The following is a 16,314-nucleotide window of genomic DNA, read 5'->3' as shown; positions in this document are numbered from 1 at the left end:
GGGAAATGTACAATAAAAAAACAAACAGGTCCACCGGTCGTCGGTAGAAGCACCTTCTTACCTCAGAAGACGACCGAAGCCTCCGCAAGAGTCGTACAAAAAAGGAACAAACATGGCTGCCGCAGCCGACAAGGCCTATGAGACGCTGAAGCAGCGCGTCGTGGGGGGAACCTATGCCCCCGGCGAGCAGCTGAAGGAAGAGCACCTGGCCCGGGAACTCGACATCAGCCGCACGCCGGTGCGCGCAGCCCTCAAGCGGCTGGTCGACGATGGCCTGGCCACGGCCGACCCGAACCGGGGTGTCCGGGTGGCCGAGTGGACGGAGTTCGACATCGAGGAGACGTTCGAGTTGCGGGGGTTGCTCGAAGCGCATGCAGCAGAACTGGCGGCACGGCGCGGCGGGGCGGCACTGGCGGACCGGCTGGACGCGCTCAACGACGAGATGGATCGGGCGATCGCCAAGGGCGGCTCGCAGCTGCCGGAGCGGCTGCAGAAGATCAACTCCGCCTTCCACTGGGCCATCCTCGAGGGCAGCGGATCGCCACGGCTGCGCGGCATGCTGGCCAGCCTGATCGACATGCCCATCGTCATCCGCTCGCACTTCATCAGCACGCAGCAGGACAAGCTGCAGAGCATGCAGCACCACCGCGACCTGGCAGCCGCGGTCCGTGCGGGCGATGGCGAACTGGCGCGCCAGGTGATGCAGCTGCACCTGCGCGTCGCGGCCCATCGGTTCAAGCGGCAGCGCATCGAGTTCGGTGGCGCCCGCCTGGGCGGGGGGCGTCCGTGATCCCGGCCCTTCGCGCAGGCGACAGCCCCCCAACGCTCACCTCGGAGTACCTGGCCGAGCTGCGCCTGCGCGGGTTCGAGGGGGACATTGCGTCGTCCCACGCGGACCGGACGGTCTTCGCCACCGACAACTCGATCTACCAGGTGGCGCCGCAGGTGATCCTCTTTCCACGCCATGACCAGGACGTGGTGCGTCTCGCCAAGGTGGCAGGCGATGCCAGGTTCCGCGCACTGAAGTTCACGCCGCGCGGCGGCGGCACCGGCACCAACGGCCAATCCCTCACGGCCGGCATCTCGGTCGACCTCTCGCGCCACATGAATGCGATCCTCGAGGTGAACCCGGCGGAAGGCTGGGCCCGCGTGCAGGCCGGCGTGGTGAAGGACCAGCTCAATGCCGCGGTGGCGGCGCATGGCCTGTTCTTCGCGCCCGAGCTGTCGCCCTCGAACCGCGCCACCATCGGCGGCATGATCGCGACGGACGCCTCGGGGCAGGGCTCCGTCCTGTACGGAAAGACCCGCGACCACGTGATGGAGCTGCGCGCCGTCTTCATCGACGGCACGCAATGGCACTCGCGCCCCCTGAGCCCCGCGGAACTCGACACTGCCAAGGCCCGCGGCGATCGCGTGGGCCGCGTGCTGAGCGTGCTCGATCGCATCCGCCAGGATGACGCCCAGCTCATCGCGGAGCGGTTTCCAAAGCTGAACCGGTGCGTCACCGGCTACGACCTGGCGCACCTGTGCGACTGCTCCGGGCGCTTCGACCTGAGCTCCGTCATCTGCGGTGCCGAGGGAAGCCTCGCCTTCGTGACGGAGGCCAAGGTCAGGCTCACGCCCGTTCCCCGCCTGACCGCCCTGCTCAACATCCGCTATGCGACGTTCGATGCGGCGCTGCGCGACGCCGGCGTGCTGATGCAGCTGGAGGCGGCCTCCAGCGAGACGGTCGACGCCACCGTCCTCGCCCTCGCACGGCAGGATGCCATCTGGCTCAAGGTGCGCGAGTTCTTCCCCGACGATCCGCAGGGGCCGGCGGAGGGCGTCAACATCGTGGAGTTCGTGGCGGCCGACGAGGCGCAGTTGCAGGCGAAGCTGGCGCGCGTCGAAGGTGCGCTGGCCAGTGGCGGCGCCGGGCGCAGGGGCTACACCGTCGCGCGCGGGGCGGCCGCTGCCGCGGCGATCTGGTCCATGCGCAAGAAGTCGGTCGGTCTCCTGGGCAACATGCCGGGCGATCGGCGGCCCATGCCGTTCGTGGAGGACACCGTGGTCCCGCCCGAATGCCTGGCGGACTACATCCGCGAGTTCCGGGCGGCGCTCGACCGCCGCGGGCTGGTGTACGGGATGTTCGGTCACGTGGATGCAGGTTGCCTGCACGTGCGGCCAGCCCTCGACATGAAGGATCCCGAGCAGGAAAAGCTCGTGCGCGAGATCTCCGACGAGGTCTTCGCCCTCACGCGCAAGTACAAGGGCGTGCTCTGGGGAGAGCACGGCAAGGGCTATAGGTCCGAGTACGCGGCGGAGTTCTTCGGCCCGTTGTACCCGCGCATGCAGGAGATCAAGGCCGCCTTCGATCCGCACGACCAGCTCAATCCCGGCAAGATCGCGTCCCCGCCCGGCCACTCGCTGACGCGGCTCGACGAGGTGCCGACGCGCGGGCAACTCGACCGGCAGATTCCGATCGCCGTGCGGCGTGCGAACGAGGACTCGCTGCATTGCAATGGCAATGGCGCCTGCTTCAACTTCGATCCCGACGACGCGATGTGCCCGTCGTGGAAGGCGACGCGGGACCGCAAGCACTCGCCCAAGGGCCGGGCATCCCTCATGCGCGAGTGGCTGCGGCTCCTGGCCGCAACGGGCCAGGCCGGGCCACCCGCGCGCGGAACCTGGCTCCAGTGGCCCGCGCGGGCAGTGAACACGTGGAAGGCACGGCGGGGGGAGGGCGACTTCTCCCGGGAGGTCAAGGAAGCCATGGACGGCTGCCTTGCGTGCAAGTCCTGTGTCGGCCAGTGTCCGATCAAGGTCGACGTTCCGGCCTTCCGCTCGCGGTTCCTCGACGCGTACCACGGCCGCTACCTGCGGCCGGTGAAGGACCACGTCGTCGGCCGGCTCGAAGCGATGCTGCCCTGGGCCATGACGACTCCGCGGCTCGCGAATGCGCTCACGCACGGCCGCGTGGGTCGCAGCGTGACCCGGGCGCTCGGACTGGTTGCGCTGCCGGAGCTTGGAACGACCGACCTGCGTCGGGAGCTGCAGGCGCGCGGCGTGCAGCTGGCGAGCGTGGCGCAGCTGCGTGCGCTGGGCGACGAGGAGCGCAGGAAGAGCGTCGTGGTGGTCCAGGATGCCTTCACGACCCACTACGACGCGCAGGTCGTGCTGGACTGGTTCGAACTCCTGGGGCGCCTCGGCTTCCGGCCGTGGCTGGCGCCGTTCCGGCCGAACGGAAAGCCGCAGCACGTCCTGGGCATGCTGGGCACCTTCCAGCGCACGGCCCGGCGCAACGCCGGGATGCTGAACGCACTGGCCGCGACCGGCGTGGAGCTGGTCGGCATCGATCCGTCGATGACCCTGACGTACCGCGCCGAGTACCGCGCCGCGCTGGGGGTCGGCGCCGTCCCGGACGTCGCGCTGCCCCAGGAGTGGCTGGCCGCACGGCTGGGCGACATTGCGCAACGACCCCTGGAGACCGGAACGGACTGGGCGCTACTGCCCCACTGCACGGAACGAACGAATGCACCGGCAGCGACAGCCGAGTGGGGACGGGTGGCGCGTCACCTCGGCGTGAACATGCAGGTCGTCGCGAGCGGATGCTGTGGCATGGCGGGGCTCTACGGCCACGAGCGCGCGCACCGGGAAACGTCCGAGACGATCTACGGCCAGAGCTGGCGCGCGATCCTGGCCGAGAGCGGCCGTGTCGGGCGCACGCTCGCCACGGGGTACTCGTGCCGGTGCCAGGCCTCCATCGTCGACGGGCTCGACCTGCAGCATCCGCTGCAGATCCTGCTTCGGGCGGTCAAGTCCGAGGCAAACGCACATCCGCCGTCACCGGCGCTGCCGGCCCTGGGCGCCGAGCACCACGAGGAGTTCTGAACCGGCGGGCGCCGGCGAAGGGGAAGCGGAGACCAGCCGGCGGATCGACGCCGGGAGCTACGACCCCTGCGGGACCGCCAGCGGCTCCAGCTCGCTCTCCTCCTGCCGACCCCTCCACCAGCTCGCGATCTCCTGCAGCGCCACCGGGTACGGCGTCCAGTCGAGCACCAGGTCCTTCATCGCGGCCCGGGGATCGAGCCGCAGCTGGCTGCGCCAGAGCGCCAGCAGGGCCGGGGTGAGGGGTTCGCTGGCCGGCGGCGCAGGGGGCGCGCGCAGCAGCGTGGCGGCAAGCGGATCGGTCCATGCCTGCAGGCGCAGCGCCAGCGGGCGCATGCGCCGCACCGGCGTGGCGCCGGTGGCCAGCGCGAGGTCGATCAGCACCTCGTTCCAGCGCGGGCTGTCGGCGCCGGCGAGGTTGTAGGTGCGCGACTCGCCCGGCTGCAGCGGCAGCTGCAGGGCGCGCAGCACGGCGACGCAGACGTCGTCGACGTGCACGAGGTTGGACCAGCCGTCGCCGGCCGCGCCCAGGTCACCCAGCCGGCCGGCATGCAGCCAGCGGGCCAGGCGCTCGGCCCAGGTGCCGGCGCGCGGGCCCCAGAGGCAGCCGGTGCGCAGCAGCACCGACGTGCCGCCGCGGCGGCCGCAGGCCACCAGCAGGTCCTCGGCTGCGCGCCAGGCGCCGCCGCGGCGGCCGGTGCGGGCGCGCTCGTCGACCACGCCCTCGACCTCGCCGTAGGCGGCCTGCGAGCCGACCTGGACGAGGCGGCCGCAGCCTTCGGCCACCGCTGCCCGCACCAGGTGGCGGGTGCTCTCGACCAGCGCCGCGCCACCCGCGTCGGGGCACTGCACCACCGCCTGCATCCCGCGCACCGCTTCGCGCACGGCGCCGGCGTTCTGCGGGTCCAGGCGCACCTGGCCGCGGGCCGGATCGCCGTCGGGGGCGGCCGCGACCACCGTCACGCGGCCGCTGCCGTGCAGCAGCTGGCACAGCCGCTGGCCCACCGGGCCGTTGGCACCGAGCACGAGCACGTTCATGCGAACACCTCCTCGGTGGCGGCCCGCCGTGGCTGCAGGCGCTGCACCAGGCGTTCGGCCAGCCGCAGCGACAGCGCGACCAGCGTGAGCATGGGATCGGCGTGGCCGCAGGTCGGGAACACCGCGGCCCCGGCCACGTAGAGGTTGCGCACGCCGTGGACGCGGCACTCGGGGTCGACCACGCTGGTTGCCGGGTCGCGCCCCATGCGGGCCGTGCCCACGTGCAGGCCGGGCGGTGGCCCGTCCTGCAGCAGGTCGTGCGCCAGCCGCTCGCGGTCGAACACCAGCCGGCCGGCTTCGGTGCGGGCGAACTCCAGCCCGGCCATCTCGAGCGTGCGGGACACGGATTCGATGTCCGCCAGGCAGTGGCGCCAGTCGACCCGCAGGCGCCGCATGCCCAGCGCATCCGGTTCGGCACCCAGCAGCACCCGGCTGGAGGCGAGCGGCTGCTGCTCGGCCTGCACGGCGATGGTGAAGCGCCGGGTGCGCGTCGGCGGCAGCGGGGGCGGCAGGTGGCGGGCGGCCAGGCGGCGCTGGGCCACCTCGTGCAGCCAGCGGGCATTGGCCACCGGTTCGCGCAGGAGGTTGAGCAGGTGGCTGCCCAGCAGCTCGGGCGAGACCGGCACTTCGCCGTGATCGGCCTCGCGCCGCAGGGCCTGCAGCAGGAAGCGCCCGGACAGCACCGCGCTGCCGTGCGCCGGGTCGGCGGCCTGCGGCGACTCCAGCCGCAGCGCCGCGTTCAGCAGGCCCAGGTCGCGCTGGTAGGGGGCCTCCAGGCCCAGGCGCGGCGTGCACGGGACGCCGTCCGCCGCCAGCACCGGCTGCGGGTCGCCGCTGCCGTGCAGCACCAGGGTGCCGACGCGGCCGGCCAGGCGGCACTGGAGGTAGCGGCCGACGACGTCGTAGCGGTTGCCCACGCCCTGCGGCATGACGTCGTTGGAGGCCAGCAGCAGCCGCGCCGTCTCCAGCGCGCCGGCGGCCAGCACCACCGCATGCGCGGCCACCTGGAAGCGGTTGCCGCCCAGCGTCGCGACGTCGAGCAGCCGCACCGCGCCGGCGCCGGTGTCGAGCCGCACGCCGGTGCAGTGCGCGCCGGTGACCACGCGCACGTCGGGCGCCACCTCGAGGCGACGTCCGTAGCGGCGGCCGAAGTCGGTCGGGCACGACCAGCGGTCGATCGCATACGCCTGCACCGCCGTGCCGTCCAGGGCGGGCGCCAGCGGCGGCGTACCGGGCAGGGCCGTGCGCGCGTCGTAGTCGTAGCGCCCGGCTTCCAGCCAGGCATTGGCCTTGGCGTACCAGGGCTGCAGGCCGCCGTGCGAGATCGGCCAGCCGCTGTGCGGCACATGGGCGCGGCTCTCGAAGTCGATCGGGTCGAGCGGCACGCAGCGGCCGTGCCACAGGGCCGAGGTGCCGCCCAGGCCGCGCGCGCGCCCGCTGTCCGGCGGCGGGTGCGGCCGGCCGGGCGCGACCTCGCCGGCATACAGCGCCTGCGCACGCGCGTCGAGCGGCTGCTCGCCGGCTTCGAGCAGCAGGACCGACAGGCCCTTGCCCGAGAGGGCGAGCGCGACCGTGATGCCGGCCGGGCCGGCGCCCACGACGCAGACGTCGGCGTGCAGGACGCCGCCGCGCGGGATGCGCGAGGCGCGGTCGCGCATCAGCTTCCGTCCGCCCGTGCCGGCGGAGCGCTCAGGCCGAATTCGCGCTGGTGCACGTGCGCGATCGCCATCCCGAACCGCTGCACCGAGAACTGGGCCTCGTACAGGGCACGGCCGTTGCGGCCCAGCCGCTCGCGCATGTCGCGGTCGGCGAGCAGTTGGGCCAGCCCGCGCGCGATGCTGGCCGGATCGCCGGGCGCCACGAAACGGGCGTCGCGGCCATTGGCCAGCACGTTGGGGATCTCGCCCACCGGCGTGCAGAGCACGGCGACGCCGTGCGCCAGCGCCTCCAGGATCGCGAGCGGCAGGCCCTCGTCGTGGGACGGCAGCACCATCACGTCGGCGTCGGCGAGCAGCCGCGAGACCTGCTCGCGGCCGGCCCAGCCATGGAAGGTCACCCGGTCGGCCACGCCGAGCTGCTGCGCCAGGTTGCTGTAGTGCTCCACGTGGCCGCCGCCCGCCAGGCTCAGGCGCAGCGGCACGCCGACCAGCGCCGGCTGCGTCAGCGCCTGCAGCAGTTCGGGCACGCCCTTGCGCTCGGACAGGTTGCCCAGGAACACCACGTGCGGCGACACGGCGGGGACGGTGCGGCGCACGGCCAGCGGCTCGGGCACGCCGTTGATCACGATCTCGACCTTCTCGGGCGGCACGCGCAGCTCGCGGGTCACGAAGTCGGCGGCGGCCTGGCCCAGCACCACGCAGCTGGCCGGCAGCGAGAAGAGCCAGCGCACCAGCGCCTTGCCGGGCGCGGGCAGGCCGGCGTAGTTCTGCGCCAGCTGCGCGGCGTGCAGGTGCAGCACCGAGCGCAGGCCCAGCACGCGGCAGGCGCCCAGCACCACGCCCTTGCGCACCAGGCTCAGGCGCTCGGCGACGTTGACGTGCACGCCGGCCAGCCGGCCGCTCAGGCGCCCGCGGGCCAGTGCGGCGACCGCGCGTGCCAGCCAGAACGGCGACCACAGCGCGCTGCCGCCACCGCGGGTCTCCAGCAGGCGCAGCACCGGGCCGCCGGGGGTGTCCTGCGGCTGCGCCTGCACCAGGTACTCGGCGACCTTGAACATGCCGCCACCCATCGGCGTGCAGGGACCCGCGATGTAGATGTAGCGGCCGTCCACCCGGCTGGCCTCGTGCGGCAGCGGTGCGGCCGGGGCGGGAAAGCCGCCGCCGGCTGTCTCCAGGGGCGTGGTGGACAGGACGGCGGGCACGCCGGCGGGTCTCGTCATTTCGCGGTGTTCCTTTCCTTCCTGCCGATGGCAGGCCCGCCGGCCGCCTCGGGCTCCTTCAGGACGCGGCTGGCGATGCGGTCCTGCGGCGGGGTGCGCGGCGCGAGGAAGCCGCGCACCAGGCCGGCCGTGTTCACGCACCACGAACTCACCGAGTACACGGCGCGTTCGAGCGAGCGCTTGCGCCAGGCCATCGCGGCGACCGGCACCAGCGCCAGCGTGGCGACCGCGCCGGCGCGCACGGCGGCGTCGGCAGGCCAGAGGGCGGCGGCCAGCAGCAGCGCCCACCAGCCGAGCACGCCGAGGTACAGGCGCAGCTCGCGCAGGTCGCGCAGCACCAGCCGCATGCGCGGCTGCCACAGCGCACCGCGCACCATCTCGCCCAGCCCGCAGGCGTAGCGGCTCTTCCAGCGGCGCAGCAGCAGCCGGTAGGGCGGCGCGTCGTGGCCGTAGTGGGTGACGGCGTCGATCGGCAGCCGCCACAGCTTCCAGCCGAGCGCGCGCAGGCGCACGGCGAGGTCGAACTCCTCGTAGCTGTGGAGGTTGCGGTCCGACAGGTAGCCGGTCTCCTGGATCGCGCGCCGGCGGTACAGGCCGCCGCCGTCCAGGCGGTCGACCTGGCCGGGCTGCAGGTGCGACGCCGCGCGCGCATGGCGCTCGCGGTACTCCATGCTCTCCAGGTTCTGTTCGACGACGCGGCCGCCGACGCCCGCCACTTCGGGGTGCTGGGCCAGGAACGACAGTGCCTGCTCCAGGAAGCCGGGCACCAGCTTCATGTCGCCGTCCATCAGGTAGACGTACTCCCCGCTGGAGTGCTGGTAGCCCAGCTGCGGACCGGCCCCGCAGCCGCGGTCGGCGGCGCGCGCGAACTGCACCACCTTCACCGGGTAGCGGCGCGCCAGTTCCACCGTGCGGTCGGTCGAGCACGAATCGGCCAGGATCACCTCGCCGGGGATGGCGCGCAGCGCCGCCAGGCAGCTCTCGATGGCGTCGCAGATGTTGTCCTCCTCGTTGAGCGCCTTGATGACGATCGACACGCGGCAGGGTTGGGCGGACAGGCTCATGACAGCGGACCTTCGGGGGAGAACACCTCGGCGCTGCGCAGGCGCCAGCGCTGCCAGGTGCCGGCGAGGCGCGAGGGCATGCACAGCGTCATCAGTGCCGTGATCTGCCAGCGGCGGCCCCAGGCCACGTTGCGCGCGCGCAGCAGCCAGTACAGCGCCCGCCTGCGGTCGCCCTCGGCCAGGCTCTCGCGCGCCAGCGTCACCTGGAGCTGGCCGATGAACCAGAAGGCCGAGCGGCGGAAATGGCGCGGGATCTCGCCGGCGCGCGCGCGCCGATCCATGCGCTCGAGGTAGGGCGCCATGTCGGTGCGCGAGTGCGTGCTGCTCAGGCTCTGGGGCACGTTGCGCACCGCCACGAAGGGCGCGTTGACCAGCGCCGCCGGCGTCAGGTCGCCGACGCGGAACCACAGGTCCAGGTCCTCGCCGGCGAACTCGCCGACGGCGAAGCACGGCTGCATGCCCTGGAGCAGGTCGGCCCGGATGGCCACGCTGCTGGTGCAGAACGGCGCGTTCTTCATCCAGCGCATGCGCAGGTCCTCCACCACCTCGACCTCGTAGAAGCCCTCGGCCACCGACCAGCCCTCGGGGTCGGCGCCGTACAGGTGCGGCACGCGGCGGAATCCCGCGCCCAGCATGCCGGCGCCGGGGCTGGCCTGGTGCGCCTGCGCCAGTGCCGCCAGCAGCTCGGGGTGGTACCAGTCGTCGGCATCGAGGAAGGCGATCCAGTCGCCGCGCGCCATGTCCACCGCCCGGTTGCGCGCCGCCGAGACGCCGGCGTTGGGCTGGCGCACCACCCGCACCCGCGGGTCGCCGATCGCCTCCACCAGGTCCGCGCCGCCGTCGGTGGAGCCGTCGTCGACGACGATCACCTCGAGGGGGGCCAGTGTCTGCGCCAGCGCCGAGCGCACCGCGCTGGCGACGTACTGGCGTTTGTTGTACAGGGGAATGACGACGGAGAACTTCATGGGGCGCTCCTGAGCGGGCGGGGGGCGAGCGGTTCGGCCTCGGCGGCCGCCGGGCGCTGCCGGCCGGCGGCCGCCCCGGCCAGCACGACGAGCAGCAGCACATGGGTGAACAGGTCGGTGCCGTAGCCGGCCAGCAGCAAGGGGATCTCGCTGATCGACTGCAGCGCCAGGGTGGCGAAGATGGCCACGCTCAGGCCGCGGGTGGCGCGGGCGTAGCGCACCGACAGCACCAGCAGCACCAGCGCATAGACCACCAGCCCGGCGGCGCCCACGCTGCCGCAGCGCGCCAGCGTGTCGATGAACTGGTTGTGGCCGTGGGTGGCGTTCGGCATCGCGATGGACTGGCGGTATTCGGCGTCCCACAGCTGCGGGCCGTAGCCGAACACCGGGTAGTTGTGCCATTCGGCCATGGCCACCATCCAGATGCGGTCGCGGCCGGTCATCGACACCAGCTGGGCGCCCTCGCTGGTGTCGAAGTAGTCGAACACCAGCCCGGGCACGTCGACCACCAGCACCGCGCCCAGCAGCGCCAGCACGGCCGCGATGCAGGCGAACAGCGCGAGCACGCCGAACGAGTTGTGGCGCGGGTCGCCCAGCCGCTGAACGGCCTGGGGCGTGCGGCGCACGATCACCAGCAGGGTGGCGCTGAGCAGGAAGGCGACCCAGGCGGTCTTCGACTGGGCCAGGAACAGCACGCCCAGGCCGAGCGTCCAGGCGGCCACGTTCAGCCAGCGGCGCCCGAACGGGTGCGTCCACAGCAGCAGCAGCGCCGTCTGGGTCAGCATGCCCATCATCACCGGGTGCGACGCCAGGCCGCCGAAGCGCGGCAGGCCGGGCAGCAGGCCCTGGGTGTAGGCCGTGTCCAGCACCAGCGAGGGCATCACCGGCACCAGGGCCATGCCGGCCAGCATGTAGAGGAACAGGGCGTCGCGCGACCAGGCGACGATGCGGTCGCTGTCGGCTTCGGCGCACAGGGTGGCGGCCAGCCCGAACAGCATCGAGTAGGCGTACTCGTGCGAGATCTGCGGATGCGCGCCGAACACCGCCGGCGTCACCACGGTGGTGAGCCAGTAGGCCAGGAAGGCCCAGGTGAGGGTGGGCGTGGGCACCGGCCGGCGCTGCATGAAGTGGCTGGCGATGCGCTCGATCGACGCCGCCACCAGCAGCAGCGACACGCCGCGCTGGGCCCAGGGCATCAGGGGGTGGCGCACGAGGCCGGCGCCACCTTCGGTCTCGCGCTCCAGGTCCATGAACGCCTGGGCCAGGTCACGGCCGGACAGCAGGATGCCCAGCGCTGCCAGCACCAGCATGGCCGGGAACACCCAGGGCAGCAGGCCCATCCACTTGCGGGGAGCGGCGCGCGTCCTGGCGCTTTCGACGTCGGTGATGCTGTCGGCGCCGGCGGCGGTGCCGCCGGATCGGCGCGGCGGCACGGTGCGTTGCATGGATGCCGATGCGGCACGGGTCATGGGCGAGCCTCCGGGGCGGGGGTGGGCCAGCGCGGGCCGATGGCGGGGACCAGCCGCGCGACCACGGCGCGGGCTTCGGGTCCGAGCAGCTGCGGCCGCGCCGCGACCAGCGCCAGCACGACCAGCATGCCGAGCGTGGCGCCGGCCAGCAGCGTGACGATGGGATGGTTCAGGGAGGCCGCGCCATGGCGGCCCAGCAGCACGGCGCCGCCGCACACCAGGGCCAGCGCGAGGCCGCGGCCGGCGAACGGCAGCAGCACTGTCGCCGGCAGCTGCAGTGCCCGCAGGCTGGCGCCGACGATGACGGCGGCCCGCAGCGCGATCACGGCCGCCGAGGCGAGCGCCACCGCCCGCACGCCGTGCGGCGCCAGCAGCCACCAAGCCGGCACCGCCAGCAGGAACAGCGGCAGCTGCAGCCGCACCTCGAGGTGCTTGCGGCCGGTGTTCCAGAGCACCGGCGTCGACAGGTTGAGCGCGGCCCAGGCCGGCACGCACAGGAACATCACGGCCATCACCCAGCCGGCCTCCGACCAGGCCGGGCCGTACAGCACCTGCACCAGGTCGCCGGCCAGCAGCGCCATCACGACCGAGGCCGGCGCCAGCAGCACGGCGATGCAGGCCAGCACCATCAGCCAGGCCTGGGCGAGCTGGCCGCGGTCGTCCTGCAGGCGGGCCCCGGTGGCCAGCAGCGTCGGCTGCAGCGCGGTCACCAGCAGCGTGTGCGGGATGGAGGCGATGTTGTAGGCCACGTTGTAGAGGCCGATGGCGTGCGGATTGAGGACCCGGCCCATCACGATGCGGTCGAGGTTCATCAGCAGCCAGTTGGTGAGGTTGGTCTGGAACACGGTGCGGCCCGTGTGCAGCGTCTCGGCGCCCAGCGGGTGGCGCAGCAGCAGGCGCAGCGGGTGCGGCCGCACGGCATAGCTGGCGACCAGCACCACCGCGGCCTGCACCACGCAGGCGGCGGCCAGCGCCTGCGGGCCCCAGCCGCCCAGGGCCATGGGCACGCCCACCAGCAGGTAGCCCGCCGCGTAGCCGGCGACCTGGATCAGGCCCAGCGCGCGGAAGTTGAGGTCGCGTTGCAGCAGGCAGCCGGCGGTGCCGCTCAATGCGAGCAGCAGGCTGGCGACGGCCATCCAGTGCACCATGGGCTCGACCCGCGCATCGCTGAAGAAGCCGGCCAGCGGCGCGGCGAGGGCAAACATGGCCAGGGCGCATGCGGTGCCGGCCAGCAGCTGCCAGCTGAAGGCGAAGCGCACGTCGTGGTCGTCGACGTCCTTGCGCAGCATGAGGACGTAGCTGAAGGCATTGCCGGACAGGAAGGTGCTGAACGTCAGCACCACCATCCCGATGCCGTACACGCCGTAGTTGTCGGGGCCCAGCAGGCGGGCCAGCAGGATCTGCGCGACCAGCTGCAGCACGAAGCGGCCCGCCGTCGTGAACGCGCTCCACTTGAAGGCACGCTCGGCCAGCGAACGCAGCGGCGGAGCTGTCATGACTGGTCGGGACCCCGGCGTCGCAGGGCAATGCCTGTCATCAGCACCAGCGCCGTGAGCATCATGGCGGTCGTGGTCGGCTGGTGCTCCTGCTGCTCGGGCGGCGGGGCGGCGCTCGCGCTGGACGCGATGGGCGCCTCGCCCTTGAAGCTGGCGACGACCACGGCCGCCCCGCCGACGGGGGGCCGCGGTGCCGGTTGGGTGCCGGCCGCCGGCGTCTGCGCCAGGGCGGTCTGCACGCCGCGGTCCGCGGGCGGGGGGCCGGCGGACAGGTCGGGGACAGTGCCGTCGGCGAACGCCGGCACAAGCACGGCGCACAGGGCGACTGCGGGAAGAAAGCTACGCATCGTCGTGTTCCTGGCCATCGATGCGGACCATTCTCAAGCGAAGGCGAGGGCCACGGGGCCCAGCTGCTCAGGGGGGCCATGACCCGAAGGAGCTATTACGTCGGCTCACGTGCACATCGCGGCGCGCTGTGCAGGAAATGCCCGCCGGATGAGCGGGCGCGCGGCCTACGGTCGTGCCCGGTGTGGCGCGGGCCGGTGCGCGCGCGAGGGCAGCTTCAGCAGCCCGGTCGACAGCGTCGTGCCGCAGACGATGATGGCTGCGCAGGCCAGCATCCAGGCGGTCACGTGTTCGCCGAGGAAGAGGACGCCGTAGAAGACGGCGAACACCGGCACGACGAAGGTGACCGCCAGGGCGCGCGCCGGCCCCGTCTCCTCGATGAGGCGGAAGTAGAGGATGTAGGCCAGCCCGGTGCACAGGACCCCGAGCGCGACCAGGGCCAGCCAGGCGGTGGCGCCGGGCAGGTGGTCGGGCCGCCACCACAGTGCCGGCAGCACCAGGCCAAGGGTGGCGCCGAGCTGGCTGCCGGTGGCGGTGACCAGGGGCGACAGGCCCTGCAGGTGCTTCTTGGTCGCGCTGGCCGCGATGCCGTAGCACAGCGTCGCGCCCAGGCATCCCAGCACGGCCCAGGCCGGCGCGACGCCCTGCGCGCCCGGCTTGAAACTGGCTTCGTCCCAGGCCAGCAGGGCGACGCCGGTGAACCCCACCGCGAGGCCGAGCGCCCGCGAAGCCGCCGGCCGGTCCTTCAGCCAGGCCCAGGCGACCAGGGCCCCGAACAGCGGTACCGTCGCGTTCAGGATGGCCGACAGGCCGGTCGTGATGGTCGTGACCGCGAACGCGAACAGCGCGAACGGGATGGCGGAGTTGAGCGCACCGATGGTGAAGATGGCGCGCCAGTGCTGGCGCAGCTGTGGGCCCAGTCCGCGCAGCAGGGTGAGCGGCAGCAGGAAGGCGGAGGCCACCACGACCCGTCCGGCGGCCGTCGCCATCGGCCCGAACTCGACGACGGCGAGCCGGGTGAACAGGAACGAGCTGCCCCAGATCGCGGCCAGCAGCACGAAGTCGGCCACCCAGGCGCGCGGACCGCGCCCGCGCAGCGTCAAGGCGCCGCCTCCAGGCGCAGCAGCGCGGTCTTGCGCTCCAGGCCGCCGGCGTAGCCGGTCAGCGAGCCGTCGGCGCCCAGCACCCGGTGGCAGGGCACGACCACCGACAGCGGGTTGCGGCCCACGGCCGCGCCGACCGCCCGCACCGCCCGCGGCCGGCCGAGCTGGCGGCTCAGGGCGCCGTAGCTGGTGTGGCCGCCGCGCGGGATGGCCAGCAGGGCCCGCCAGACGTCCTGCTGGAAGGCGGTGCCGCCCTGCAGGTCGAGTGGTAGGTCGAACCCGCTGCGGGTGCCGGCGAACCAGGCGTTGAGCTGGCGCATCGCCTCCTGCAGCACCGGATGGGTCGGATCGAAGCGCCAGCCGGTGGTGTCGGGGTGGTGTTTCTGGCCCTCGAACCACAACCCGGCCAGGCCGGCCGGCGTGGCGGCCAGTAGGACCGGCCCGAGCGGGGTGGCGTGGCGGGCGGCGACGCGGGGAAGGGAGTGGTTCATGGTGTGCCTTTCAGGATGGGCGCTGCGCCCAGGCGGGCCCAGGCGCGGATGACGGCGTAGCTGCGCCACGGCTTCCAGGCCTGCGAGGCGGCCTCGGCCTCGCGTGCCGCCTGCTTGAGCTGCTGGACGCCCAGCGCCTTCTGCAGCGCCACGTCGCCCGAAGGGAAGGCGTCGGGCCAGCGCAGCGCGCGCATCGCGATGTACTGCGCCGTCCAGTCGCCGATGCCGGGCAGGGTCTTGAGCAGCGCCACGGTCGCCGGCACGTCGGCACCGGCATGCAGCTGCAGCCGACCCTCGGCGACGGCGCGGGCGATGCCGACGATCGCCGCCTGGCGCTGGCGCACGATGCCCAGTTCGCCCAGCGCGTCGCCGGCGGCCGCGGCCAGCACGGCCGGGCCCGGGAACAGCCGCGTGAGCTGCGGCCACGGGGTCTCGATGGGTTCGCCGAAGCGTTCGACCAGCCGGCGCGCCAGCGTGCGGGCCGCCGCCACCGTGATCTGCTGGCCGAGCACGGCACGCACCGCCAGCTCGTAACCGCTGAGCGATCCCGGCACGCGCAGGCCATCGGTGTCGGGAAAGCTCCCGTGCAGCACCGACGCGATCGCGAGCGGATCGGCATCGAGGTCGAGCGCCGCCCGCAGGCGGCGGATCACCAGCGGCAGCACCGGGCGCAGCGTGTCGCCCACGGTCAGCACGACCTGGTGGCGCGGCTCGTCGAAGCGGGCCTGCAGCCAGCCGGCATGCAGCTTCCCGCCCAGCTCGATGGCGAGGGTGCGGCCGAGTTCGGTCTCGCCGACGAACTCGACGCCGGCGATCTCGCGCGTGCGGAAGAAGCCGAGCATGGCCTGGACGTCGTACGGCGGCCGGTAGCCCAGCCGCACGGCCACGCCGGTGCCGCCGTGGCCGCCCTCGCGCCGCAGCCGGCTCGGGCTCAGGCCGTAGTGCTGGGCGAAGGCCGCGTTGAAGCGCCGGACGCTGGCGAAACCGCTGACCAGCGCGACCTGGGTGACGGGCAGGTCGGTGTCGGCCAGCAGCTGCTTGGCCGTCAGCAGCCGGCGCGTCTGCAGGTACTGCAGCGGCGAGACGCCGAAGCGGGCCTCGAAGATGCGCCGCACGTGGCGGTCGCTCACGCCCAGGCGGCGCGCCAGCCGGTCGACCGACGGCGGCTCGGTGTCCCAGGCCTCGGGCTCGTCGAGCAGCCGCGCAGCCTGCTGGGCCAGCACGTCGCTGGCGTCCTGGATCGACCAGCGCGGCGCGGACGGCGCCAGTTCCGGCCGGCAGCGCAGGCAGGGACGGAAGCCGGCCACCTCGGCCTGCGCCGCGTGGGTGAAGAAGCGGCAGTTCTCGCGCTTGGGCGTGCGCACCCGGCAGACCGGGCGGCAGTAGATGCCGGTCGAGGTCACGCCGGTGAAGAAGCAGCCGTCGAAGCGGGCGTCGCGGGCCTGCAGCGCCAGGTAGCAGGCGTCGGGCTGGAGGGTGTCCGCGTCGGTGGTCATGCGCCGATCATAGGCAGCCGCCGGCGCGGGACCAGCCGTTTCCGGACATGTCCCCGCGCACCCTGCGCCTAGAATCGCCGCTCCTTTCCGTCGCCCACAGGA

General features: G+C 73.2%; 13 protein-coding genes. 2 read left to right on the top strand and 11 right to left on the bottom strand.

Annotation, left to right across the window (positions count from 1 at the left end):
* Positions 1 to 112 precede the first annotated feature (112 nt).
* Positions 113 to 790, top strand: a complete 678-nt coding sequence (locus tag GON04_RS08535) for a GntR family transcriptional regulator (RefSeq protein ID WP_157397488.1) — start codon at positions 113 to 115, stop codon at positions 788 to 790.
* Positions 787 to 3,870, top strand: coding sequence for a D-2-hydroxyglutarate dehydrogenase YdiJ (ydiJ, locus tag GON04_RS08530; RefSeq protein ID WP_181653946.1), 3,084 nt, complete (start codon positions 787 to 789; stop codon positions 3,868 to 3,870). Before GON04_RS08535 ends, ydiJ begins: the two co-directional genes overlap by 4 nt.
* A 57-nt stretch (positions 3,871 to 3,927) precedes the next feature.
* On the opposite strand, the gene GON04_RS08525 is transcribed toward ydiJ, so the two are convergent.
* The 11 genes from GON04_RS08525 to GON04_RS08475 all read right to left on the bottom strand — a co-directional run bounded on the left by GON04_RS08525 (position 3,928) and on the right by GON04_RS08475 (position 16,212).
* Positions 3,928 to 4,905: an NAD-dependent epimerase/dehydratase family protein gene (locus GON04_RS08525; RefSeq protein WP_157397487.1), complete on the bottom strand. Its 978-nt coding sequence runs from the start codon at positions 4,903 to 4,905 to the stop codon at positions 3,928 to 3,930.
* A complete protein-coding gene (locus tag GON04_RS08520) occupies positions 4,902 to 6,563 on the bottom strand; it encodes an FAD-dependent oxidoreductase (RefSeq protein ID WP_157397486.1) in 1,662 nt (553 codons plus the stop codon). Before GON04_RS08520 ends, GON04_RS08525 begins: the two co-directional genes overlap by 4 nt.
* Positions 6,563 to 7,783, bottom strand: a complete 1,221-nt coding sequence (locus tag GON04_RS08515) for a glycosyltransferase family 4 protein (RefSeq protein ID WP_157397485.1) — start codon at positions 7,781 to 7,783, stop codon at positions 6,563 to 6,565. The genes GON04_RS08520 and GON04_RS08515 overlap by 1 nt, the downstream gene beginning before the upstream one ends.
* Entirely contained in the window at positions 7,780 to 8,847 is a 1,068-nt protein-coding gene (locus GON04_RS08510; RefSeq protein ID WP_157397484.1) for a glycosyltransferase family 2 protein, read from the bottom strand. The genes GON04_RS08515 and GON04_RS08510 overlap by 4 nt, the downstream gene beginning before the upstream one ends.
* Positions 8,844 to 9,812 (bottom strand): glycosyltransferase family 2 protein, encoded by a 969-nt coding sequence (locus GON04_RS08505; protein WP_157397483.1) that lies wholly within the window; start codon positions 9,810 to 9,812, stop codon positions 8,844 to 8,846. The genes GON04_RS08510 and GON04_RS08505 overlap by 4 nt, the downstream gene beginning before the upstream one ends.
* Positions 9,809 to 11,281, bottom strand: a complete 1,473-nt coding sequence (locus GON04_RS08500) for an O-antigen ligase family protein (RefSeq protein WP_232532959.1) — start codon at positions 11,279 to 11,281, stop codon at positions 9,809 to 9,811. The genes GON04_RS08505 and GON04_RS08500 overlap by 4 nt, the downstream gene beginning before the upstream one ends.
* The gene (locus GON04_RS08495) at positions 11,278 to 12,777 is read right to left on the bottom strand and encodes an oligosaccharide flippase family protein (protein WP_157397482.1); all 1,500 of its coding nucleotides are present in this window, start codon (positions 12,775 to 12,777) and stop codon (positions 11,278 to 11,280) included. The genes GON04_RS08500 and GON04_RS08495 overlap by 4 nt, the downstream gene beginning before the upstream one ends.
* A complete protein-coding gene (locus tag GON04_RS08490) occupies positions 12,774 to 13,124 on the bottom strand; it encodes a hypothetical protein (protein WP_157397481.1) in 351 nt (116 codons plus the stop codon). Before GON04_RS08490 ends, GON04_RS08495 begins: the two co-directional genes overlap by 4 nt.
* Before the next feature lie 165 nt (positions 13,125 to 13,289).
* Positions 13,290 to 14,225, bottom strand: coding sequence for a DMT family transporter (locus GON04_RS08485; protein WP_157397480.1), 936 nt, complete (start codon positions 14,223 to 14,225; stop codon positions 13,290 to 13,292).
* The gene (locus tag GON04_RS08480) at positions 14,222 to 14,716 is read right to left on the bottom strand and encodes a methylated-DNA--[protein]-cysteine S-methyltransferase (protein ID WP_157397479.1); all 495 of its coding nucleotides are present in this window, start codon (positions 14,714 to 14,716) and stop codon (positions 14,222 to 14,224) included. Before GON04_RS08480 ends, GON04_RS08485 begins: the two co-directional genes overlap by 4 nt.
* Entirely contained in the window at positions 14,713 to 16,212 is a 1,500-nt protein-coding gene (locus GON04_RS08475; RefSeq protein WP_157397478.1) for a DNA-3-methyladenine glycosylase 2 family protein, read from the bottom strand. Before GON04_RS08475 ends, GON04_RS08480 begins: the two co-directional genes overlap by 4 nt.
* Positions 16,213 to 16,314: the final 102 nt, after the last annotated feature.

Source organism: Ramlibacter pinisoli (assembly GCF_009758015.1).
Taxonomy (GTDB): domain Bacteria; phylum Pseudomonadota; class Gammaproteobacteria; order Burkholderiales; family Burkholderiaceae_C; genus Ramlibacter; species Ramlibacter pinisoli.
This window is presented reverse-complemented; position numbering and strand designations above follow the sequence as displayed.